Origin of the sequence: Priestia sp. YIM B13490 (genome assembly GCF_042787735.1) — a bacterium.
Lineage (GTDB): Bacteria > Bacillota > Bacilli > Bacillales > Bacillaceae_H > Priestia > Priestia megaterium.
This window is the reverse complement of sequence record NZ_JBHZOT010000001.1, coordinates 298482-318107: the sequence shown is the minus strand read 5'-3', so window position 1 is coordinate 318107 and position 19626 is coordinate 298482. Positions and strand designations below refer to the sequence as shown.

Sequence of the window (19626 nt, the reverse complement as noted above, 5' to 3'; positions counted from 1 at the left end):
CTGCTACTTTTTTTCATGAAATAAAACCAATGCTGAATCCGCTACGTGTTCATACCCAATCTCCATATAAATCTTGTTAGACGTAGGATTTGTCATATCTGTGTATAAACTTGTTGTTTGAAATCCTTCGTCTAGCATAAGCTGAGAAAGCGTGGATACACAGCTTGAGGCATAGCCTTTTTTACGTTCTTTTTGAGGCGTGTATACAAAGTTAATCGTAATGTTATGGGCCGTTGGACGCGTAGCATTGGCAATCGACACATACTTGCCATTCACTTCCCATAGGAATAACCTTCCTGCTTTAATAAAAGCTTCTCCTGTTTTGGCAGCTTGTTCTTTTGATACAGGGTCTCCAATGACGCCCATAAACTCCCAAATCCATTCTGTCACGAGCGGAAGGTGTTCCAATCTTGCTTTTACCAGCACTCCGTCAGCTTCCGCAGCTTTTTTTACTTTGTCTAATTGGTAAATGCGCTGATCCATTTTTAAAGAAGCTTCTTGATTTTTTAAATCTGCTAGTTTTTGAGAAAGATATAAAACCATTTGTCTTTCTCCAACTAAGCCCGGTATGTCGATTTCTTGTAACAGCTCTGCCGCTTCGCTTAGTTCACCCTCCGTTAGCTGCTGTATTTGAGACAGTATGATTTGCTTAGGATGGGTTTGCAGCAACACAAGCGCAGCACGGCTGTCTTTTAAAATAACACCCATAAAATTTGGTTTGCTGTTTTCCTGCAAGCTGTGTAAAATGCCGAGCGCTAAGTTATGAAGAACTTCATTCTTTGATAAAAGCGGCTCTACTTGGTTTTTAAATTCCTGCACTTCTCTATATCTATGTAACTGGATCATCTTCTTTCTACCTCCGCAAATGCTCTTACCGGAAACGTTCCAACTCCTTTTATTTTAGGAGGCACGGCGTAAAATAAAAAGGACTCCGTTAGTTGATTTAAGTGACATAAGTGTTCAGCAATTACAATGTCCGAACCTAACAGCAGCGTATGAGCTGGTCTTGCTTTTCCTTTTGTATCGTCAATATTCATCGAATCAATTCCGACAAGAGCGGGCTGTTGAGACACTAAATAAGCTGCCGCGCTTTCTGTTAAGTATGGATGGTTTTCTAAATACTCGTCTGTATCCCAGTAACGATCCCATCCTGTATGAATTAATACCGCTTTGCCTTTTACGTCTACATGTTGAAAATGAGATTCATCAATGGCTTTTAAAGTCGGGTCAACTGAAACGACTATTCCTTCTAATCCGGCTGTTTTATCAATAGCCGTTTGAGCTAAATCCGCTCCGTCTTTGTATCTGTGAAACGGCACATCAATATACGTACCGGTATTCGTGACCATTTCAATTTTACCGATTTGAAATTCAGTGCCTGGTTCATAAAGCTTTCTAGACTCTTCTCGGCTTAAATAGTCGCAAATGATCGGTGCCGGCAAGCCTTTATGTGTGATAACTCCGTCTTCAATGATGTGGCTTAGATCAATATACGTTCTTTTTTTCATACTTTCACCCACTTTTTCAATATTAAGTAAAAATATTCTAACATAAAAAAGCTCTTCCTAGTTTCCTAGAAAGAGCTTTTTTTAGAGAACATTATTAACTTGATAAACATACATCATACGTATGCTTTGTATAAACAAATCCTTCAAAAATAAGACGGGCTGTACGCACTACTTTGATTCCGTTAACCTGTCCATCTTTTAGATCCACACTGGTTTCCATAATTCCCATTGGATGAGCAAGTCGAACGGTATCGCCTTTTAATTGAACCATTTCTGACGGAAGCGTGCCTTTTGTATAGATAGCCGCCGTCGTACAAATTGCTCCTGTAATCGCAAGCGTTTGATGCGGTTTTTGCATCGACATCATACGGATTAATACGTCCATTTGAGAAGCAGCTTTTTCTCTGCCAGTCCCGTCGCGATGGTCCATAGGAGGAGAAATAATCGTCATTTTTGGAACCGCTGGTGATAGTTTAGTTGCTTTGTCTTGAGGTGCGAGCCCCGCTTTTTCCGCTGCAATGGAGCGAATTTCTTCAAATAGCTTCAGCTGTTTGTCCGTGTATTCATGCGGAAGTTCTGCTCCCTTTAGGCCAATATCCTCTGCTTTAACAAATACAAGCGGATTTCCTACATCAACAATTGATGCTTTTATCGTCCCGATGGATGTTTGCAGAAGATCGATAGCGTTCCCGGTCGGAAGCAGTTTTCCAGTAACGGCTCCTTCTCCGTTTTCAAACGAAAGATAAATGGGTGAACCCGTACCCGGCACTCCAGGAATCATACAGGACCCTTCTGTTTTCACTTTTCCGTTTTCTACTTCTACTTCCGCTACGATTACTTTTTTCGTATTCGTATTATAAATCCGCACTTTGGTCACCGGTTCCACAGGTTGTACAAGTCCTTGTTCGATTGCATAAGGTCCGACCGCTGAAGAGATATTGCCGCAGTTTCCTTTAAAATCAACGAGAGATTCGCTGATGCTAACCTGCGCAAACGTGTAATCTACGTCAGCTTTCTCTAAATCTGATTTTTTTATAATCGCGATTTTACTTGTCAGCGAATTAGCTCCGCCGAGTCCGTCAATTTGACGTTGATCCGGACTTCCCATTATATCTAGCAAAAACGGTTCCCAATCCGATTTGTTCACAGGCATTTCTTCATGATTGATAAAAACCCCTTTACTTGTTCCACCTCTCATAACCGTTACAGGAATACGCGTCATATTAATCACCTTTCTCCCCTACTAACAAACGCCGAGGCGTTCATCAAACCATTTTATTTTTTTACTATTTAGAACCGGTTCATTTGCCATTTATCGTATAATAGAGGTGGTCATAAGTAAAATACATAAAATTTATTGTCTTTTTAAAAATTTTTTTATAATCTAAATACAAGGGGGAATCGGGATGGATCAAAAAGATTGGATATTAATTAAAACGCTTCACGAAGAAAAGAACATTACGCGAACGGCTGAAAGGCTCTACGTATCGCAGCCTTCTTTAAGCTACCGCCTTAAAAATCTTGAAGAAGAATTTGGCGTGTCGCTTTTTTTCAAAACGAAAAAAGGAATTGAGTTTACATCTGAAGGTGAGCATCTTGTTCGCTATGCGGAAAATATGTGGAAGCAGCTGCAGGAAACAAAAGACAGCATGCGTAATATGAGCGAAACCGTTACGGGAACGCTTCGCTTAGGGGTATCGAGTAACTTTGCACAGCATAAGCTTCCTAAAATTTTAAAGCAGTTCTCTCTTCACTACCCAAATGTACAGTTCAGCGTCAATACGGGCTGGAGTACACAAGTTATGAATCTATTAGACTCTTCGCGTGTGCACGTTGGCATTTTACGAGGCAATTACCCATGGAACGGAGAAAAATCACTTCTGACGAAAGAACGGCTCTGCTTAATTTCGAAAAAAGAGATTGCGATCGATGACTTGCCGAACCTGCCTTATATTAACTATAAAACCGATACGTCGCTAAAAGATCTCATTCAAGACTGGTGGCATGACAAGTTTTCAGAGCCTCCGTTTGTGGCAATGGAAGTTGATCGGCAAGAAACGGCCAAAGAAATGGTCAAAAATGATTTAGGCTTTGCCATTTTACCTGAAATTTGCCTTCACTCCAGCGACAACTTATATACATACGGACTTTCGTACCGAGATGAATCACCTTTGCTTCGAAACACGTGGCTCATGTATGATCCTTCTTACTTGAATCTATCGGTCGTGAAAGCGTTTATTGACTTTTTAAAGCTAAGTGAAAAATAAAGCCAAAGCTAAAAAGTTTGCGTCTTGGAAGAATCTCTCTTTTAGGCCAAACTTTTTTCTAGACTACCATTATAAAAATTTTTTATGAACTTTCTAAAAAAACCTATATTTCCTTTATTTTTAGAAATGTACTAACATGAAAACAAGAAACATCAGCGGGAGTAAAGAGCGGCTTTAAAAATTCTTAATAATCAAACTACGGCTCATACATGGGGATGAGAGATGTTAGTCACGTTTTTTTACTCTAAAAGAAAACGCTTTCAGAGAAAAGAGGGAAAATAAAGGAGGTTGTTTGAATGCTAGCACTACTAGGTTTTACAATGATTATTGTCTTTACGTATCTCATTATGTCAAAAAGGATGTCTCCTATCGTAGCTTTAATGGTCATTCCACTTCTTTTTGCTGTGATTGGAGGGTTTGGTAAAGGCGTCGGAGACATGATGCTAGAAGGGTTAAAACAAGTAGCTCCGTCAGCTGCGATGCTGCTGTTCGCCATCTTATATTTCGGGGTTATGATTGATGCCGGACTGTTTGATCCATTAATTAAGCAGCTGTTAAAAATCGTAAAAGGCGATCCGCTTAAAATCGTCATCGGAACGGCTCTTCTATCGCTTTTAGTTGCACTAGACGGAGACGGTACAACCACTTATATGATTACGGTTTCTGCTCTTCTTCCACTTTATAAACGCCTGAATATGAGTCCGTTAGTGTTAACGACAGTTGCGATGCTTTCTCTTAGTATTATGAGCAGCATGACGCCTTGGGGAGGCCCGGCTACTCGTGCGATTGTTGCCCTTCACCTCGATGCATCAAAGTTCTTTATTCCACTTCTTCCAACGTTAATTGGCGGAGCTTTGTGGGTTGTTTTTACAGGCTATATTCTTGGAAAAAAAGAGCGCAGACGACTTGGTGCTATTGACATCGAGCAGTTTGAATTAAAAAGCTCGCTTGCGTTTGCTGAAGACGCATCTTTAACTTCTCAAGAAGATATTACACAGCCTAAAAAAATCTGGATTAACTTAGCTTTAACCATTGCACTCATGGTCGTATTGGTTTCTGGGATTTGGTCTGTTTCTGTTTTATTTATGATTGGTTTTGCGCTTGCTCTTATGATTAACTATCCAAAACTTGAGGATCAAAAAGAACGCTTAATGGCTCATGCAGGCAACGCGTTAACCGTTGCAGCCCTTGTGTTTGCAGCCGGTATTTTTACAGGAATACTATCCGGCACTAAAATGGTTGACGAAATGGCAAGCCTGTTAATTCATTTAGTTCCTGATTCACTCGGTTCGTTTTTACCGACAATCGTTGCTTTAACAAGCATGCCGTTTACATTCGTGATGAGTAACGACGCTTATTACTTCGGTGTTTTACCAATATTCGCTGAAACAGCTGCTTCTTACGGAATTGATCCGATGGAAATTGCGCGAGCTTCAGTGCTCGGACAACCTGTTCATCTGTTAAGTCCACTCGTTGCGTCTACTTTCTTACTTGTAGGTATGGTAGGTGTTGATCTTGGTGAACATCAGCGCTTTGCATTTAAATGGGCCGTTTTAACGTCTCTTGTTCTAATTGTCCTTGCTATTGTCACAGGCGCACTTACGCTATTTTAATAGGAATAAAAGCCGTTATGGCTCTTTATTAATAAATTGATAAATGATAGGTGGAGGTACTTCTAAAATGTATGTAATTACGTGTTATGTAGGAAAAGGTGAAATGAGAATGTACGAGTTTGATAGCAAAGAAGAAGCCCTTTCTCAGCTCAAAAATCTGAAAGGCTGCACCATTCTTTCAGAAGTTGTTTACTTTAATGATTCATCAGTTATTCCGGTAGCTATTTAATTATGCACCACTCAACCCTATAGGTACAAACTTGATAAGCTTCCTTTCGCTCAAAAGGAAGCTTCTTTTTTTATGTTCTTCTGAGACTTCGGTCCCTTTTCTCTCCTCAACGTTTTGTTACGTCTGGTTCGTTTTGTTTTCTTGCTTCAATCATATTAATAATTTGATTTGTATGTGGAGTTAGCACAGCGCATTTTTGATAGAAAGCTCCGTCTACAACAAGCAGCTCTTCATCCATCCCGCAAAACTTGCAGCGGAGCTCTTGTGGTCCTGCGTAAGAAGTGTGATAAACACTATCGTTAAAGATGGTATAAAAAGTATTTCGTTGCTGGGCATCGTAAAAGCTGTATTGCTGGTTAGCGTCATCACGATAGTTAACTCCATAGTTCCGGTCGAATTCTTCTTGAGTAAATCTATCCTGTAAAAGTTCATTTTGTACTAGTTCTCTTAAACAGCACTCTATTTCTTCATAGTTAAATGAACAATTATGTGTGTAAACATTTAGTTCTTCAGTGCTGTTCTCTTTTACCATCACTTCACTGCCGCAAATCTTACAGGGATGTTTGGGACTCTGCTGATCAAAGTAAGAGAACGTTTGGACCTTTTCCACTGCTATTTCATCGCTCACCTTTTTAAACTTAATCATCACATTTTCTGTTTGACTGACGTTTTCGTTATACAACATCACTTCATATTCATCTATATTCTTTCCGTTTTCTTTTCGACTCAAATGCTCCATTACTTCATACGAAGAAATGGTAAAAAACTCGTTAAAATTCACCACTAACATGCATCCTTCCAAAAAATTTACGTTCGCTATGTACCTGCTCTATACTACCATTTTTTCAAAGACTCGCACCACTAAACGAACTTATTTTAGATTCGCATATCCTTTCTTTATCTCGCAGACATAACACTAACACTTTTATAAGGAGGATTTCATGAATACGTATGTAATCATCAGCACCGGCGTTGTTGACAGCGTATTTTCGTTTCAGAAATACCGTAAGCAAAAAGAAAAAACCTGTTGTGACAACAGGTCTTATTAATCATCGCTTCCTAAAATACCGAAAAAGCGAAGCAAGTTGATGAATAGATTAATAAAATCTAAATACAAAGACAGTGCCAAAATCGGAACAAGCTCTTCCGTGATTTCACCGTGCTTCATTTTGTTAAAATCATACAGCACGTAAAGCGAGAAAACGATGGTACCAATCACTGAGAATGCCATGAGTCCAGGCGTTGTTAATGGACTAAACAACGAGAAAATGCTGATACAGACTAGTGCTAACAGCGCTACTAATAAAAAGCTGCCTAAAAATCCTAAATCTTTTTTCGTTTTTGCGCCAATTACACCCATCACCGTAAAAATAACGAACGTGCTTCCAAACGCATAAAGAACGACTTGTGCTCCCGCTACTGACGCATAGTGGCTAACAATGGGAAAGAGCGTGATGCCTGATATAAATGAAAACGCATATGTAAAACCGTATCCTACGCTTTTTTTCTTTCGTAACATAAATGCCGCAACCAGCATCACAAGCTCAGCAATCGCTAATGGAATAAAATAAGCCGGCGGCACATATTGACCTACGTATAAGCCAACTGTGGAAATAAATAACGAAAAAATAAATGTTACTAATACTTTTTGAAACAGAGACCGCTGCTCTACTCCAATTACTTCTTGCATGTGTAAAACCTTCTTTCTAAAATCTGTTATATTTTATATAATACCTACCTTTTCAAGAAAAATAAAGATAATACTAAGGTCTTTTTTCTTATTTTTATAGAAAGTAAGCATAGACGCTGCCGTCTATGCTTACTTGGTATCTCTTTATTTTGGCAACAGAATACCGTCAATAATTCCGTAAGTCTTTGCTTCTTCAGCACTCATAAAATAATCTCGTTCCGTATCATGTGCCACTTTTTCAACCGGCTGTCCCGTTCGTGTTGATATGATTTCATTAATATGCTGCTTGAGCTTTAAAATTCGGCGAGCGCTAATTTCAATTTCAGTCGCCTGTCCTCTAGCCCCTCCTAGCGGCTGATGAATCATAACTTCACTATTCGGCAGTGCATAGCGCTTTCCTTTTGCTCCTGCTAGGAGAAGCAGTGCGCCAAAAGAAGCGGCCATGCCCGTGCAAATCGTTTGAACATCTGGCTTGATATACTGCATCGTATCATAAATCGCAAACCCTGCTGAAGTCGAACCTCCGGGGCTGTTAATATAAAGTGAAATATCTTTTTTAGGATCATCTGCCGCAAGAAACAGCAGCTGCGCGACCACGCTGTTGGCAATATGATCATTGATTTCATCACCAATTAAAATAATTCGATCTTTTAACAGCCTCGAATAAATATCATACGAACGTTCACCTCGGTTGCTTTGTTCAATTACATATGGAATCGTGCTCATATATATCCTCCTTATCACACGTAATACGGCTATGCAGCCATGCAGAGAGTGCAAGTTGGAGTATACGTCGGCTTTTGGATGATGCTTTTTAAGGAAGGCAAAGCCTGAATCAAAAGTACTGGATCCTGCGTTTCTAACGTTTTATAAAACAGTTCTGACAGCTCTTTTCGTTCTTTTTCATCCCAAAAAGAATCTGTAGAAAACGGCTCACCGCCTTTTTCTAACCGCTGCTTAGCACGATGTAAATTGCTTTTCACCGCTGTTTCTGACGTTTGTAAAATCGAAGCGATTTCTTTCAGCTGATAGCGGAATCCTTCTTTTAAGAAAAAGATAACCGCTTGCTTCGGCGTAAACTGACTAAGCAGCAGCTCGACCGAGTGTTCCTTACTATCAAACGCCTGCTTGTCGGCCTGCTGCTCCAAACCTTTTTCTTCAGCTATTACTTCACGCTTTCGTTTTCTCAGCAGATCAATCCAGTGGTGATACGCAATTTTATTTAACAGCGCGGAAGACAGCTTGTGCTCTTCACCTTTATATCGCTGAGCTTTTAAAAACGTTTCTTGGGCAATATCGTCTCCGTCCCACGCATTTTGCGTTAAAAAACGGCAGTACTTCTGCAATTTTGGATAATGCTCGTTCCAGCATGCATCGTCAAAGCTTTCTGTTTGTGTTTCAATTTTTTTTGAATGTGACATGATTTTCACTCCTTTTGCACTCTCTATTTACTAAACGATTGAAGGAAGTTCAAAAGATACGGGGTATCAAACTTTTTTACACATTATACGCTTAAACAGTCATTTTTTTGTATTATAATGAGGATACTTTTATCTGAGGAGTGTAAAATAATATGCGAAGAAGAAAACTATACGGCAAGAAGAAAACGAACAAACTTCACTATAAAGACTTAACCTGTGAACACCCTCAGCCTGCTTTGCCTATGAGCTATACAAGTGAAGCTCCTTTTTACTATTATGACGCGTCAGACGATGAAAGACAAAACGACTTTGAACTATATTCAGAGATTTGTATCATGAATCAAGAACATTTTTTCGTAAGAGGCTGTGTTGAAATTCCTGTTTTTAATGAAGAAGAATTTTTCACTTGGAACATATGGGTTTCTTTAAGCGAAGAAAATTTCCGCCGCATGATCGATTTATGGGAAAGTGACAAAAGAGAAAATGAACCGCCTTATTTCGGCTGGTTTTCAGTTTCAATTCCAGGCTATCCGGAAACGTTAAATTTAAAAACAAATGTGCATACAAGATCTGTTGGAACAAGACCACTCATCGAGTTAGAGCCAACGAATCACCCTTTAGCCGTCGAGCAGCGGGAAGGGGTAACGCTAGAGCGAATCAAAGACATACAAAAACAATTGACTACCTATTAAAAAACCAAGACAGCCCCAGACTGTCTTGGTTTTTACCTTTATGGCATGCGCTTTGCTCCGTAGTATTTAGGAGCCCAGTAGCTGTCTACTTTATAGTTTGTAATTTTCACGCCCTCAGATGTGGATACGTGAACGACATAGTCATTTCCAATATAGATAGATGGAATAAGTGAACTTCCTTCAAAAAAGACGAGATCTCCCGGCTTCAAGTCAGATTGTGAAATGGTTTCTCCTGCTTCCCACTGCTGACTCGCATAGCGCGGAATGTCTTTTCCAGCTGCTTCTTTATAAATGTATTGAACAAAACCAGCCGTATCAAAGCCTGTAGAAGGACTTGTCCCACCTTGTGCATAAGGTACTTCTCCTACATATTTAAGAGATTCGGTCACAAATGGGTTGTCTTTTGACAGCGATAAGTCATCGTAGCGCCTTGCTCCTGCGTACTTAGACGTCCAGTAGCTGCTTGTCAGATAATCAACCGTCACATTTTCGCTGCGCTTGGCATGAATAAACTGATTGCCGCCTGCGTAGATACCGACGTGTGAAATCCCTTCACGATACGTGTCTTTAAAAAAGATAACGTCTCCTGGCTTTAAATTTGCGCGAGCAACTTCTTCTCCAACTTGCCACTGCTGATCGGTTGATCTCGGAAGGTAGACGTCCGATGCGTGTTGAAATACATATGCAACAAATGCGGAACAATCAAAACCGTCCGTTGGCGACTCGCCTCCAAATACATATGGTGTGCCGAGATGTTTTAGCGCTTCTGCAATAACTTCATTATCTTTTGCAATTTCCGGTGCTCCTGTAATGCGCTTTGCTTTGGCGAAATGTGATGACCAATACGCGCTGCTTGAAATGTTTTTCACCACGACTTTTCCGTCTGAAGAAGATGCATAAATCATCTCATCGTCTCCGATATAAATAGCAGCTACGTTCACTTCACCGTTTTCATTGGTGTCAAAAAACAATACATCGCCCGCTTGCAGCTCGTTTTTATCGACGTCTGTTCCAAGCCCTGACTGTTCTTTCACAGAACGAGGCAGCGTTGTATCGAGCGCTTGCTTAAACACATATTGAACGAAGCCAGAGCTGTCAAACCCTTCGCTTAGCGTCGCTCCTCCAGACGTATAATCCGCTCCTTCATACGTTTTTGCTTTGTCAGCAATCACATTTTCATCTGTAGCAGCCTGTACTTGCACAGCTTTTTCTGCAGGAAAAGCGCCTTCATAAAAAGTGGCAAGACTAAGCCCTAGCGCTGTGACCATAAGAGGTTTCATTACTTTCATGTTTGTTCTCCTTTGTTTTTTATTTCATCCAAGAAGTTTTATATGTAAATGGTTCCTCTGTTAAAGTATGGTGCAGATGGATAGGAATTGGCTAGTACCTTTTGACTTAAATATGATTCCCTTCCAAAGTCCTGTAAAAAATCCAGAAAAAAACTCGGCGCATATTACGCCGAGCTTTTTTATTTCATGCCCACCTGGATATTTGCTGCTTTTTGTTTTTGACGTAAATTTGCAATCCACTTGTAGTAAAGTGTAATCAAAAGAACAAAAATACCAAGCGCAAAGTACAGTTTTGAATATCCTAAAGCACCTGCTGCAATTCCTAATACAAATGAACCAACCGCAATACCGCTATCATAAAACGTAAAGAACGTGGCAGTTGCATATGCGCTTCGGTGAGCAGGCGCCGCTTGAATCGCAAGCGTTTGGAAACTAGGAAGAAGCGTTCCATAGCCTAGTCCTACTAATGCACCTGAAAACAGCAGCATCCAAGAAGAATGTGTGAGGCTTAAGCTAAATAGACCAATCGCAAAGACAATACATGATGGAATAATCACAATGTTTGGGCCAGATTTATCAAATAATCTTCCTGTAAACGGTCGTGAAATCAGCATCGCAGCTGCGAACACGACAAAGAAAAAGCTTGCTGTTTTAATCAATCCAAGCGACTGTGCGTACACAGAAATAAAAGAAATAATGCTTGCATACGAAAAAGAAACGAGAATACCTACAGATGAAATCGGCATGGATTTCTTTTCAAACAAATCGCTCAGTGAAAATGATTTCTTCACTGACGGAGCAGCGTTTTCTTGAAGATTTTTGACCATCATTCCACACAGCCAGCCAACGAGCATAATCACACCAAATACAAAGAAAATAATGTTGTATGCCATGTATTGATGAAGCGTTAGTGCTAAAAACGGCCCTGCAACAACGGCTAAGTTCATTGACATTCCGAAGTAGCCAAGTCCTTCTCCTCGTCGTCTAGCGGGAACTAAATCCGCTGCAATCGCTCCGGTGACGGTTGTTGCTAAGCTGAATGAAATCCCTTGAAAGAAGCGCAGTAATAAAAGCACGTTAAAATGGTGGATGAACATATATAAGAAGGAAGAAAGCGCAAAAATGAGGGTACTAAATACGAGCGTTTTTTTCTTTCCAATGTTTTCAATGACTTTCCCTGAAAATGGTCTAACAATAATCGCAGATAATAAAAAGATAGTAACAACAAGCCCTGCCTGCGTACTCGTGCCTTCTAAGGCGTCTAATACATAAATCGGCAGCAGCGTCAGCAATGCATAAAACACGACAAAAATAAAAAAGTTGGTAATCGCAATGCTGATAAAGCTTTTAGTCCAGATTGGCTCCTGCTGGTTCGTCATTCATTTCACCCTTTTCTGTAGATTTACAAATTTTCTTTAATAACGAAATAAGCTGATCTTGTTCGCTGTCGGATAAAGCAATCAGCAAATTTTCTTCCAAACGTTCAATTTCTTGCTGAATTTCCGGAAGTTTTTTCTTCGCTTGAGGAGATAAATAAACGATGCGCTCTCGTTTATCACTGCCTGCTTTTCGAACGATCCATCCGCTTTTTTCAAGCCTTGTTAACGTGCGGGTCACCGTTGGCGCTTCGACATTTAAATACTGCCAAATCTCCGTTTGCGTCATCGAGCCGAATCGCTTTAAACAAAATAAAATTGAATACTGCGAGCTGTATAGCCCGTACGCTTTTAACACTTCATTTACTTCTTTAATAGACAATCTCGACTTTTGATGAAGCTCATGAAACACCAAGTTATTCACTTTTCCCACCTCACCTTTCATTTTATTTACCTAGGTAACTAATTGTTCTTTTATTAGTATATGTGCTGCTACTTGATGTGTAAAGGCGGCTAAAAAGGGCGAAAATCAGCTGTTTTCTCTTACTTTCTACTAATGATTTACGCTTTCACTTCTTTTTTCTTATTCTTTCGTATCACGAAACTTTTTGTATATATTTACATGCTCCTGCAAACTCTGTTAAAGAAGACGAAACAATACGCGGGAGGCTGGTATATGTTTTCACTGCGCGGCGATGCTCATAAAGTCTACCTTAAACTGAAAAAAGCAGCTGATCAAAACCAAAACGCAGAAGAAATTGATGAATTAGCGGAAATGGAAGAAATCCGGCAGCTTTACCTTACGCTAGACAGCGCTATTTTGCGAAAAGTGTATTACCGGATGACTAAAGAAAAAAACGGCTCCGGCGTCATTCCCATCCTTGTTTCTGCTTTGCCTTGGCTCTTTTTTTTATTTTCGCAGCGGCTGCAGCAATTTTTATTTAAAGACGGCAGCTGGCTTTGGATCATTTTTGTGGTGCTGTATGTTTTTATTCTCATTCCAAGCGTGTTTCTTCATTTCCGTGAACAATCGTGGGCTTCTGTTCATATTGAAATTATTCAAGACATTTTAAAAGACCGTGAAAAAGAGCCGAAACCCCTTTGAGGTCCGGCTGTTTTTTACCCATTATGAAATAGCTTGTCTGCTTTCTACGTCTCGACCTAACTTTCTTTTGATACGCTGCAGCGCGTTGTCAATTGACTTGACGTGCGTATTTAATTCTTTCGAAATTTCAGCGTATGAATGGCCGTCCATATACAGCGTCAATGCTTTTCTTTCCAATTCACTAAGTGTTTCCGCAATTTTTAACTCGCGGTCTTCCACTTTTTCTTGATGAATCAGCACCGCTTCCGGATTAGCAATTTGATCGCCAGGAATCATATCCATCAGCGTATAATTTGATTCTTCATCATACAGAGGCTTGTCCAATGAAATGTACGAATTTAACGGACCGTGCTTTTGACGAGTAGCCGTTTTAATCGCCGTAATGATTTGTCTTGTGATACATAACTCCGCAAACCCTTTAAAAGATGTTAGCTTGTCTTCGTTAAAGTCGCGAATTGCTTTGTACAGTCCAATCATTCCTTCTTGGACAATATCTTCTTTTTCAGCACCAATCAAAAAGTATTTTCTTGCTTTCCCCCTCACAAGATTTTGATACTTGTTGATTAAATACTCCAATGATTTTTCATCTCCGCTGTGAACCATTTCAACCAAAACATGATCTTCTAACATAGCATAATTTTGAACTTTTTCAATTACGATGCCTACGCTCACTCATATCCCCCCGTTACACTTAGTTGAGTTTTGATGTGTTCTAAACTGATGCATGATCTACTTGTTACGACGCTACTGCAATACGGTCCAGAAACGTAAAAAGCGTACAGAGTAAACTGTCGCTTTCCTCTCTCACTTTATGCTCCCCTGCATCTTTCTATAATCTATTATAAAGAAGTATAACCGATAAAAATCAAAAAGGTTGTCGAAATATGAAAGTGGTTGCAAAAAAAATCAATTTTTATAGAAAATTCACACAAATCACTTTATTATTTCATATAGTGACAGCAATCTGTCAAAAAAGCAATAAAAAAATAATTCCATATGAAATAAACTTACTCAAGCAGAGTAAGTCGAAGTTGCAGATGATACTGCGCATATAGGATTAGTTGCCTTCCGGCTTATCAGCATTTTTTGTTCCCTTGCTTTTATAAGGCTTTGCATTTTTCTTCTTTTTTGCACTCGCCTGCCAGCGGTTCCACCCTTTTTTGCCGGTGCCTCGCCCCGTGCCGCCTTTACCTTTTGCTTTACTCATACGTATTCCTCCGTTACCTGCGTGTTTGCTACAATAAAAAAAGACCCCGTCCAAAGTCGGAGTCTTTTTTGGATTGCATAAAATTATGCTTTTACAACGTTAGCAGCTTGTGCACCGCGTTGACCTTGCTCGATGTCGAAAGTCACTTTTTGACCTTCGTCTAAAGATTTGAATCCGTCGCCTTGAATTGCGCTGAAATGTACGAATACATCTTCTCCGCCTTCAATTTCGATGAAACCGAAACCTTTTTCTGCATTAAACCATTTTACTGTACCTTCAGTCATACTATTTCCTCCAGTGGTGGAATTAATCCACGCATATATTACTACCCTTGCTCAATCGTACTATTTCCAGATAAAAATTTCTATTGAAGAATATTTCTCTTCTTTCAATTTCATACCGAACAAAAATAATTAACTTTAGTGTAACATATCAATTTAGAAATAGCAAGTTTCTGTTCTAAGACAGGCTTTATCCTAATTATGTATCTGCTAAAAGCCTACGGGGCAGCTTTGAGGCTACTAACATTTCTGAACGGTGATGCGTCATAAGGCTTTTTCATTCAGCAATATGTATGATCTCCACAAAAATAAATATTTCATATCCTGTTTTCTAAGAACTATGCCCCTTATAAATGGACATGCACATTTTTTTTCAATTTACTTTCTACTCTCTTTCCACCCACACAATAAAATAACCATTAATTACAAAATAAGATAATAATAGTATATAATGATACGTGATTTATAGCTAAGGAGGAACAACATGATTCGTGAACGATCACTTTTGATAAAAGGACTCACCTTTTTACTAGCTGTTTTTATTTTAAACATCCCTTTTCCTAATTCAACGCCGCTCAGTCATTCTGTCTTTTCTTTTTTAGGTCTTCCCCTCTATGGAGATGAAGAAACAATGACGGGATTCTATTATGCTAACAATGCGTGGGCAATCATGCTTTTAATAAGTCTTTTTTTACTTTATAAAAGTTTAAACCGTCATCGTTTAAAATTAACAATTTTAGCTGCATTCATCGTTACTTCTGGCCCTGGGTGTATGATTGAAGTCATGCAAAAGACCGTGTTGTCAGGAATGTATGCTGTTTCTTACGATGCTGAAAACAGCAACTGCACATTCGAGACTAATAAAAGAGAAACCATATTAACGGGAAATTGCAAGCTTTCCTTTGAAAATAACCGTTCAAAGCCTGTTACGTTTGAAGTAGCAATCGATAAGCGCGCTTTTTTTGAAGATGAACAGCCTTTTTTACAAATGATGAATAAGCCTAAACTTCATACCGTTACGCTAGAATCAAAGGGGTATCAAACTGTAGAAATTACTTCATCTATCCAAGTAGCTGATTTACCCTCTGAACTCTATATCGGGGAAATGAATGGCTTTCACGTCAACATTTATCAAAACGGAAAAAAACGTTATTTATAAGCATAGAAAAAGCCCTTATAGGGCTTTTTAAATGAGTGAATTACCAGCCAAAGCCTCCGCCGTAGCAGCTGCAGCCGATGATCACTAATAAAATAAATAATACAACTAATAAAGCAAAACCAGATCCATATCCACATCCAGCGTTTCCAGACATACGAACACTTCCTTTTCTTTAGTTACTCTTTCCTCAAGAAAAATGCCGCTTGCATTTCGCTTGAGTTGGATTATCTTATGCCTGAACACGCCCTTTTGACTCTGGTTTTTTCTTTTTTCTTTTTCCTTCTTGCCATGCACCTCATTAATAAAAGAAGAAAACAGCCTAAGAAAAGCGCTGATTTCGGTTCTTCTTTTCTGTCCAAAAGAGATTAAGACATACAAAATTAATTCAATCTAAAGACGAAGAAATGAGATCCATAAGCTGAAACTTACGTTCACCATATCAATAAGAAAATCCGAACGCGTTACATTCATCGTTCGGATCTTCTCCTTAAACTAAAATGCTTTTCAGCCTCTCTTACAAAATCATTTATTTCACTAGCTTACGTCTTTCAGAAGACCTTACTTTCGTACGCTTACCGATACCTAATACATAGTAGCTCAGCACAACAGTAGCTAAAAAGATAATGCCAACAATCAGCGATATGCGCGTTTCATCATTAAACCACATGCCTACAAGCACCATAAGTAAAAACGCGATGGTTACGTAGTTCGTCACAGGAGCAAAAGGCATTTTAAACGGATGTTGATCCATCGCCGCTCCTTTTGCTTTTCGAAAACGAATTTGACTGATGAGAATCACAAACCACGGAATCATACCTGGAAGCACGCTCGCACTGTACACGTACACGAAAACGTTTGGCGGTGCAATATAATTTAAGACAACGCCCGCCGCTAAGCCAATCATCACCGCAACGGTACTATAAATAGGCACACCGTTTCGAGAGACCTTTGTGAAAAAGGCTGGAGCCTGACCGTTTACACCTAGCGTGTAAAGCATACGTCCCGCACTGAAAATTCCGCTGTTGCACCCAGACATGGCCGCTGTGATGACAACAAAGTTGATAATGCCCGCCGCTGCTGTAATTCCTACTTTAGCGAACGTAGAAACAAACGGACTGCCGAGTGAATCCAGCTCGTTCCACGGATACACCGTTACAATCACAAAGATGGCGCCGATATAAAAAATTAAAATACGCCAAATTAAGCTTTGAATTGCACTTGTTAACGTTTTTTTAGGATCTTTTGCTTCTCCTGCTGTAATTCCAATAAGCTCTACTCCTTGATAGGCAGCAATAACAAGGGACAAGGCAAAGAAAAAGCCTGACCATCCGCCTGTAAAGAAACCGCCGTTTGCCCACAAATTCGACAGGCCAAGCGCTTCGCCGCCGTTTCCAAGACCGAAAAAAATAAGGCCAAGACCGGCAATAATCATGAGAACAATCGTGACAATTTTAATCATTGCAAACCAAAATTCAAACTCTCCAAACGATTTCACCGAAATTAAATTGGCCCCACCAAGAATGACCATGGCGACAATTCCCGGAACCCACGCCGGTAAATGCGGGAACCAGTACTGCATATAAGCTCCGACTGCAATAATCTCTGCCATGCCCACAATCACCCATTGAAACCAGTTGCTCCAAGCCGTGATATAACCCGCTAACGGATGAATATATTTATGACCGAATGTCGCAAACGAACCCGTACTTGGCTCTAAATAAAGCATCTCACCCATTGCACGCATAATAAAGAAAATAAAAACGCCGCAAATAGCATACGCAAGCAGGACGGATGGCCCCGTCCATTTAATAGTGCTTGCTGAACCCATGAATAACCCTACCCCAATCGTTCCTCCAAGAGCAATCATTTGGATATGACGAGATTCAAGCCCTCTTTTTAACTCTTTGTTTGCCAATTCACTTCCCCCTAGCCCCTCGTGATGATTTTCTCTTCTATTAAGAAATTCTTTTATTCCCTTGTCCTGATAGAGAACTATCATCTTTTTTCTTTTTTATAAAGAAGTACGAACATACCACAAATACAGCAATCAGCAGCGTGAGATAAAACTGAGTGCGAAGTGAATCAATAAATGCCATCGCAATAAAGATACTTGTGATTGCCGCAATCGTTCCATACGTTAAATAAGGATACAGCCACATTCTGATTTTTAATGCTTCCGGCTTTTCTTTTTCGTATTTCTTTCTCATGCGAAGCTGTGAAAAAGCAATAACAAGGTACACAAGAAGCGCTACGCCTCCCGATGCGTTTACTAAAAATAAAAAGATTTTATCAGGTGAAAGATAGTTAAAACCAACGCTGATGTAAGAGATCACGGTACATCCTACAATGGCATTAAACGGAATGCCTTTTTTACTCACCTTCAAAAACATGCGCGGCGCGTCTCCTTTTTGCGCCATTGAGTACAGCATACGAGAACTTGTGTATAGACCTGAATTTAGGCAAGACAAAACAGCAGTCAGTACGATAAAATTCATAATTTGAGCCGCTGCCGGAACGTTTACCAGCTCCAATATCGAAACAAACGGACTTTTCATCAAGCTTGAAGAATCCCACGGAAGGATCGTTACTAAGATTAAAATAGACCCAAGATAAAAAAATAAAATACGATAAATAACGGTATTTGTTGCGATGGTGATTGCTCGCTCAGGCTGAGCCGATTCTCCAGCCGCTGTTGCGACAATTTCTGTCCCCATAAAAGAAAACATGACAATCGCCACTCCTAAAAAGACGGAGCTGATTCCATTTGGAAGAAATCCTCCTCTATGAAGAAGGTTTGACGCTCCTGGAGACTCTACTCCCGGTATTAAACCAAGGATGATCGCTCCTCCTAAAAGTAAAAACAGCACTAAACTAACTACTTTAATAAGTGAAAACCAGTATTCAAATTCACCAAATGATTTAACAGAGTATAAGTTCGTTAACGTTAATAAAAACGTCAGGATGAGACTCACGCCCCAAGACGGTAAAGACGGAAACCAATATTGAATAATCGTTGAACCCGCAATCGCTTCAACTGCAATAACAATTACCCAGAAAAACCAGTACAGCCAGCCGATTGTGTAGCCGGCCCACGGTCCAAGCGCTTCTCTGGCATACGTGGCGAACGAGCCGCTTGAAGGATTAGCCGTAGACATTTCCCCCAGCATTCGCATAACTAAAATCACCAGCAAACCGGCAAACGCGTACGAAAAAATGGAACCAGGACCCGCTGCGTTAATGAGCGATCCACTTCCAATGAACAAACCGGCACCAATGATTCCCCCTAAAGAAATCATGGTTATGTGTCGAATTTTTAATTCTTTTCTTAACTCAGGCGGTTGATGACTCATGTTAAAATCCTCCTTATAGGAACCGTCATTTAAAGAATTACACGTTCTTCGCATCGCGCGTTAAATATGTAAGCCCTTACAACAATGTGGACAAATAGCTGCTGTTTTTCTACCCTCCTTTTATCTGTACATTCAAATAAAGCCTTCACTTGACGAAAAAGACAGCTTCATTCGACAAAAATTACTTTTCGAATTATATGATAATTTATATTGAACAACTTTGTCTATTGTTTTTTTGAAAGGAAGATCATTTTAATTTACTGCCGATAAACTCTTTCCCCTATCGTAATTCTTTACTTCAAAACATCTTTTCTTATCCTTTACCGACACTCCTTTCTTTTCGTTTTGTTCAAAATCACTATAAAAACCATAGATTCATTGGCGTTTTAAACAAAAGTGTTTATTTTTAAATTTTTTTGAACATTTTTGTTAAAAAACT

22 protein-coding genes are annotated in these 19626 nt (G+C 39.6%); 6 read left to right on the top strand and 16 right to left on the bottom strand.

From position 1 onward, the window contains the following. Window positions 1-3 precede the first annotated feature (3 nt). The 3 genes from ACFX4R_RS01655 to ACFX4R_RS01645 all read right to left on the bottom strand — a co-directional run bounded on the left by ACFX4R_RS01655 (window position 4) and on the right by ACFX4R_RS01645 (window position 2730). Complete coding sequence (locus ACFX4R_RS01655) at window positions 4-846, bottom strand: GNAT family N-acetyltransferase (protein ID WP_237074218.1); 843 nt, start codon at window positions 844-846, stop codon at window positions 4-6. Next, entirely contained in the window at window positions 843-1508 is a 666-nt protein-coding gene (locus tag ACFX4R_RS01650) for a cyclase family protein (protein ID WP_043978583.1), read from the bottom strand. The genes ACFX4R_RS01655 and ACFX4R_RS01650 overlap by 4 nt, the downstream gene beginning before the upstream one ends. 94 nt (window positions 1509-1602) lie before the next feature. Beyond that, entirely contained in the window at window positions 1603-2730 is a 1128-nt protein-coding gene (locus ACFX4R_RS01645) for a 2-methylaconitate cis-trans isomerase PrpF family protein (protein ID WP_043978581.1), read from the bottom strand. A 184-nt stretch (window positions 2731-2914) separates the two neighbouring features. On the opposite strand from ACFX4R_RS01645, the gene ACFX4R_RS01640 reads away from it, so the two are divergent. From ACFX4R_RS01640 to ACFX4R_RS01630, 3 genes are all read left to right on the top strand, one after another. Beyond that, window positions 2915-3775: a LysR family transcriptional regulator gene (locus ACFX4R_RS01640; protein WP_025750019.1), complete on the top strand. Its 861-nt coding sequence runs from the start codon at window positions 2915-2917 to the stop codon at window positions 3773-3775. A gap of 296 nt (window positions 3776-4071) precedes the next feature. Further along, window positions 4072-5388: a CitMHS family transporter gene (locus ACFX4R_RS01635; RefSeq protein WP_237074217.1), complete on the top strand. Its 1317-nt coding sequence runs from the start codon at window positions 4072-4074 to the stop codon at window positions 5386-5388. Between the two features lie 67 nt (window positions 5389-5455). Further along, complete coding sequence (locus tag ACFX4R_RS01630; RefSeq protein WP_165575905.1) at window positions 5456-5617, top strand: hypothetical protein; 162 nt, start codon at window positions 5456-5458, stop codon at window positions 5615-5617. A gap of 106 nt (window positions 5618-5723) precedes the next feature. Here ACFX4R_RS01630 and ACFX4R_RS01625 read toward each other — a convergent pair whose 3' ends face one another. The 4 genes from ACFX4R_RS01625 to ACFX4R_RS01610 form a co-directional block, all read right to left on the bottom strand. Continuing rightward, the gene (locus tag ACFX4R_RS01625; RefSeq protein WP_377568417.1) at window positions 5724-6401 is read right to left on the bottom strand and encodes a hypothetical protein; all 678 of its coding nucleotides are present in this window, start codon (window positions 6399-6401) and stop codon (window positions 5724-5726) included. Window positions 6402-6662: 261 nt separating this feature from the next. Next, window positions 6663-7307 carry a Bax inhibitor-1/YccA family protein gene (locus tag ACFX4R_RS01620; protein ID WP_013058492.1) on the bottom strand — a complete coding sequence of 215 codons (645 nt, stop codon included), beginning with the start codon at window positions 7305-7307 and terminating at the stop codon, window positions 6663-6665. Window positions 7308-7451: 144 nt separating this feature from the next. Next, entirely contained in the window at window positions 7452-8033 is a 582-nt protein-coding gene (clpP, locus tag ACFX4R_RS01615) for an ATP-dependent Clp endopeptidase proteolytic subunit ClpP (RefSeq protein ID WP_043978569.1), read from the bottom strand. A gap of 29 nt (window positions 8034-8062) precedes the next feature. Further along, on the bottom strand, window positions 8063-8728 hold the full coding sequence (locus ACFX4R_RS01610; RefSeq protein WP_377568414.1) for a sigma-70 family RNA polymerase sigma factor: 666 nt from the start codon (window positions 8726-8728) through the stop codon (window positions 8063-8065). 152 nt (window positions 8729-8880) lie between these two features. Between ACFX4R_RS01610 and ACFX4R_RS01605 the strand changes: the two genes are divergently transcribed. Beyond that, window positions 8881-9420, top strand: coding sequence for a DUF2199 domain-containing protein (locus ACFX4R_RS01605; protein WP_377568411.1), 540 nt, complete (start codon window positions 8881-8883; stop codon window positions 9418-9420). Window positions 9421-9458: 38 nt separating this feature from the next. On the opposite strand, the gene ACFX4R_RS01600 is transcribed toward ACFX4R_RS01605, so the two are convergent. The 3 genes from ACFX4R_RS01600 to ACFX4R_RS01590 form a co-directional block, all read right to left on the bottom strand. After that, complete coding sequence (locus ACFX4R_RS01600; protein ID WP_377568408.1) at window positions 9459-10709, bottom strand: C40 family peptidase; 1251 nt, start codon at window positions 10707-10709, stop codon at window positions 9459-9461. A gap of 179 nt (window positions 10710-10888) precedes the next feature. Beyond that, complete coding sequence (locus ACFX4R_RS01595; protein ID WP_043978558.1) at window positions 10889-12088, bottom strand: MFS transporter; 1200 nt, start codon at window positions 12086-12088, stop codon at window positions 10889-10891. Next, a complete protein-coding gene (locus ACFX4R_RS01590; protein WP_013058498.1) occupies window positions 12057-12509 on the bottom strand; it encodes a MarR family winged helix-turn-helix transcriptional regulator in 453 nt (150 codons plus the stop codon). Before ACFX4R_RS01590 ends, ACFX4R_RS01595 begins: the two co-directional genes overlap by 32 nt. A 252-nt stretch (window positions 12510-12761) precedes the next feature. On the opposite strand from ACFX4R_RS01590, the gene ACFX4R_RS01585 reads away from it, so the two are divergent. Continuing rightward, window positions 12762-13190, top strand: coding sequence for a hypothetical protein (locus ACFX4R_RS01585; RefSeq protein WP_043978555.1), 429 nt, complete (start codon window positions 12762-12764; stop codon window positions 13188-13190). A gap of 21 nt (window positions 13191-13211) precedes the next feature. On the opposite strand, the gene sigH is transcribed toward ACFX4R_RS01585, so the two are convergent. The 3 genes from sigH to ACFX4R_RS01570 form a co-directional block, all read right to left on the bottom strand. Further along, window positions 13212-13862 carry an RNA polymerase sporulation sigma factor SigH gene (gene sigH / locus ACFX4R_RS01580; RefSeq protein ID WP_013058500.1) on the bottom strand — a complete coding sequence of 217 codons (651 nt, stop codon included), beginning with the start codon at window positions 13860-13862 and terminating at the stop codon, window positions 13212-13214. Between the two features lie 385 nt (window positions 13863-14247). Beyond that, the gene (locus ACFX4R_RS01575) at window positions 14248-14403 is read right to left on the bottom strand and encodes a DUF3934 family protein (RefSeq protein WP_162837669.1); all 156 of its coding nucleotides are present in this window, start codon (window positions 14401-14403) and stop codon (window positions 14248-14250) included. 77 nt (window positions 14404-14480) lie between these two features. After that, window positions 14481-14681 carry a cold-shock protein gene (locus ACFX4R_RS01570; protein WP_013058502.1) on the bottom strand — a complete coding sequence of 67 codons (201 nt, stop codon included), beginning with the start codon at window positions 14679-14681 and terminating at the stop codon, window positions 14481-14483. 481 nt (window positions 14682-15162) lie between these two features. Here ACFX4R_RS01570 and ACFX4R_RS01565 point away from each other — a divergent pair, with 481 nt between their 5' ends. After that, window positions 15163-15837: a hypothetical protein gene (locus tag ACFX4R_RS01565; RefSeq protein WP_043978552.1), complete on the top strand. Its 675-nt coding sequence runs from the start codon at window positions 15163-15165 to the stop codon at window positions 15835-15837. Window positions 15838-15877: 40 nt separating this feature from the next. Here the strand turns inward: ACFX4R_RS01565 and ACFX4R_RS01560 are convergent, their stop codons facing one another. The 3 genes from ACFX4R_RS01560 to ACFX4R_RS01550 all read right to left on the bottom strand — a co-directional run bounded on the left by ACFX4R_RS01560 (window position 15878) and on the right by ACFX4R_RS01550 (window position 19187). After that, window positions 15878-15991, bottom strand: a complete 114-nt coding sequence (locus ACFX4R_RS01560; RefSeq protein ID WP_080781593.1) for a YjcZ family sporulation protein — start codon at window positions 15989-15991, stop codon at window positions 15878-15880. Window positions 15992-16363: 372 nt separating this feature from the next. Then, window positions 16364-17752 (bottom strand): amino acid permease, encoded by a 1389-nt coding sequence (locus ACFX4R_RS01555; RefSeq protein WP_377568405.1) that lies wholly within the window; start codon window positions 17750-17752, stop codon window positions 16364-16366. A 40-nt stretch (window positions 17753-17792) separates the two neighbouring features. After that, window positions 17793-19187: an amino acid permease gene (locus tag ACFX4R_RS01550; RefSeq protein WP_377568402.1), complete on the bottom strand. Its 1395-nt coding sequence runs from the start codon at window positions 19185-19187 to the stop codon at window positions 17793-17795. Window positions 19188-19626: the final 439 nt, after the last annotated feature.

Excerpts from the sequence above, each read along its gene's own strand:
- ACFX4R_RS01655 (WP_237074218.1), bottom strand. The coding sequence starts at position 846 with ATGATCCAGTTACATAGATATAGAGAAGTGCAGGAATTTAAAAACCAA.
- ACFX4R_RS01650 (WP_043978583.1), bottom strand. The coding sequence starts at position 1,508 with ATGAAAAAAAGAACGTATATTGATCTAAGCCACATCATTGAAGACGGA.
- ACFX4R_RS01645 (WP_043978581.1), bottom strand. The coding sequence starts at position 2,730 with ATGACGCGTATTCCTGTAACGGTTATGAGAGGTGGAACAAGTAAAGGG.
- ACFX4R_RS01640 (WP_025750019.1), top strand. The coding sequence starts at position 2,915 with ATGGATCAAAAAGATTGGATATTAATTAAAACGCTTCACGAAGAAAAG.
- ACFX4R_RS01635 (WP_237074217.1), top strand. The coding sequence starts at position 4,072 with ATGCTAGCACTACTAGGTTTTACAATGATTATTGTCTTTACGTATCTC.
- ACFX4R_RS01630 (WP_165575905.1), top strand. The coding sequence starts at position 5,456 with ATGTATGTAATTACGTGTTATGTAGGAAAAGGTGAAATGAGAATGTAC.
- ACFX4R_RS01620 (WP_013058492.1), bottom strand. The coding sequence starts at position 7,307 with ATGCAAGAAGTAATTGGAGTAGAGCAGCGGTCTCTGTTTCAAAAAGTA.
- clpP (WP_043978569.1), bottom strand. The coding sequence starts at position 8,033 with ATGAGCACGATTCCATATGTAATTGAACAAAGCAACCGAGGTGAACGT.
- ACFX4R_RS01610 (WP_377568414.1), bottom strand. The coding sequence starts at position 8,728 with ATGTCACATTCAAAAAAAATTGAAACACAAACAGAAAGCTTTGACGAT.
- ACFX4R_RS01605 (WP_377568411.1), top strand. The coding sequence starts at position 8,881 with ATGCGAAGAAGAAAACTATACGGCAAGAAGAAAACGAACAAACTTCAC.
- ACFX4R_RS01600 (WP_377568408.1), bottom strand. The coding sequence starts at position 10,709 with ATGAAAGTAATGAAACCTCTTATGGTCACAGCGCTAGGGCTTAGTCTT.
- ACFX4R_RS01595 (WP_043978558.1), bottom strand. The coding sequence starts at position 12,088 with ATGACGAACCAGCAGGAGCCAATCTGGACTAAAAGCTTTATCAGCATT.
- ACFX4R_RS01585 (WP_043978555.1), top strand. The coding sequence starts at position 12,762 with ATGTTTTCACTGCGCGGCGATGCTCATAAAGTCTACCTTAAACTGAAA.
- ACFX4R_RS01570 (WP_013058502.1), bottom strand. The coding sequence starts at position 14,681 with ATGACTGAAGGTACAGTAAAATGGTTTAATGCAGAAAAAGGTTTCGGT.
- ACFX4R_RS01565 (WP_043978552.1), top strand. The coding sequence starts at position 15,163 with ATGATTCGTGAACGATCACTTTTGATAAAAGGACTCACCTTTTTACTA.
- ACFX4R_RS01560 (WP_080781593.1), bottom strand. The coding sequence starts at position 15,991 with ATGTCTGGAAACGCTGGATGTGGATATGGATCTGGTTTTGCTTTATTA.
- ACFX4R_RS01550 (WP_377568402.1), bottom strand. The coding sequence starts at position 19,187 with ATGAGTCATCAACCGCCTGAGTTAAGAAAAGAATTAAAAATTCGACAC.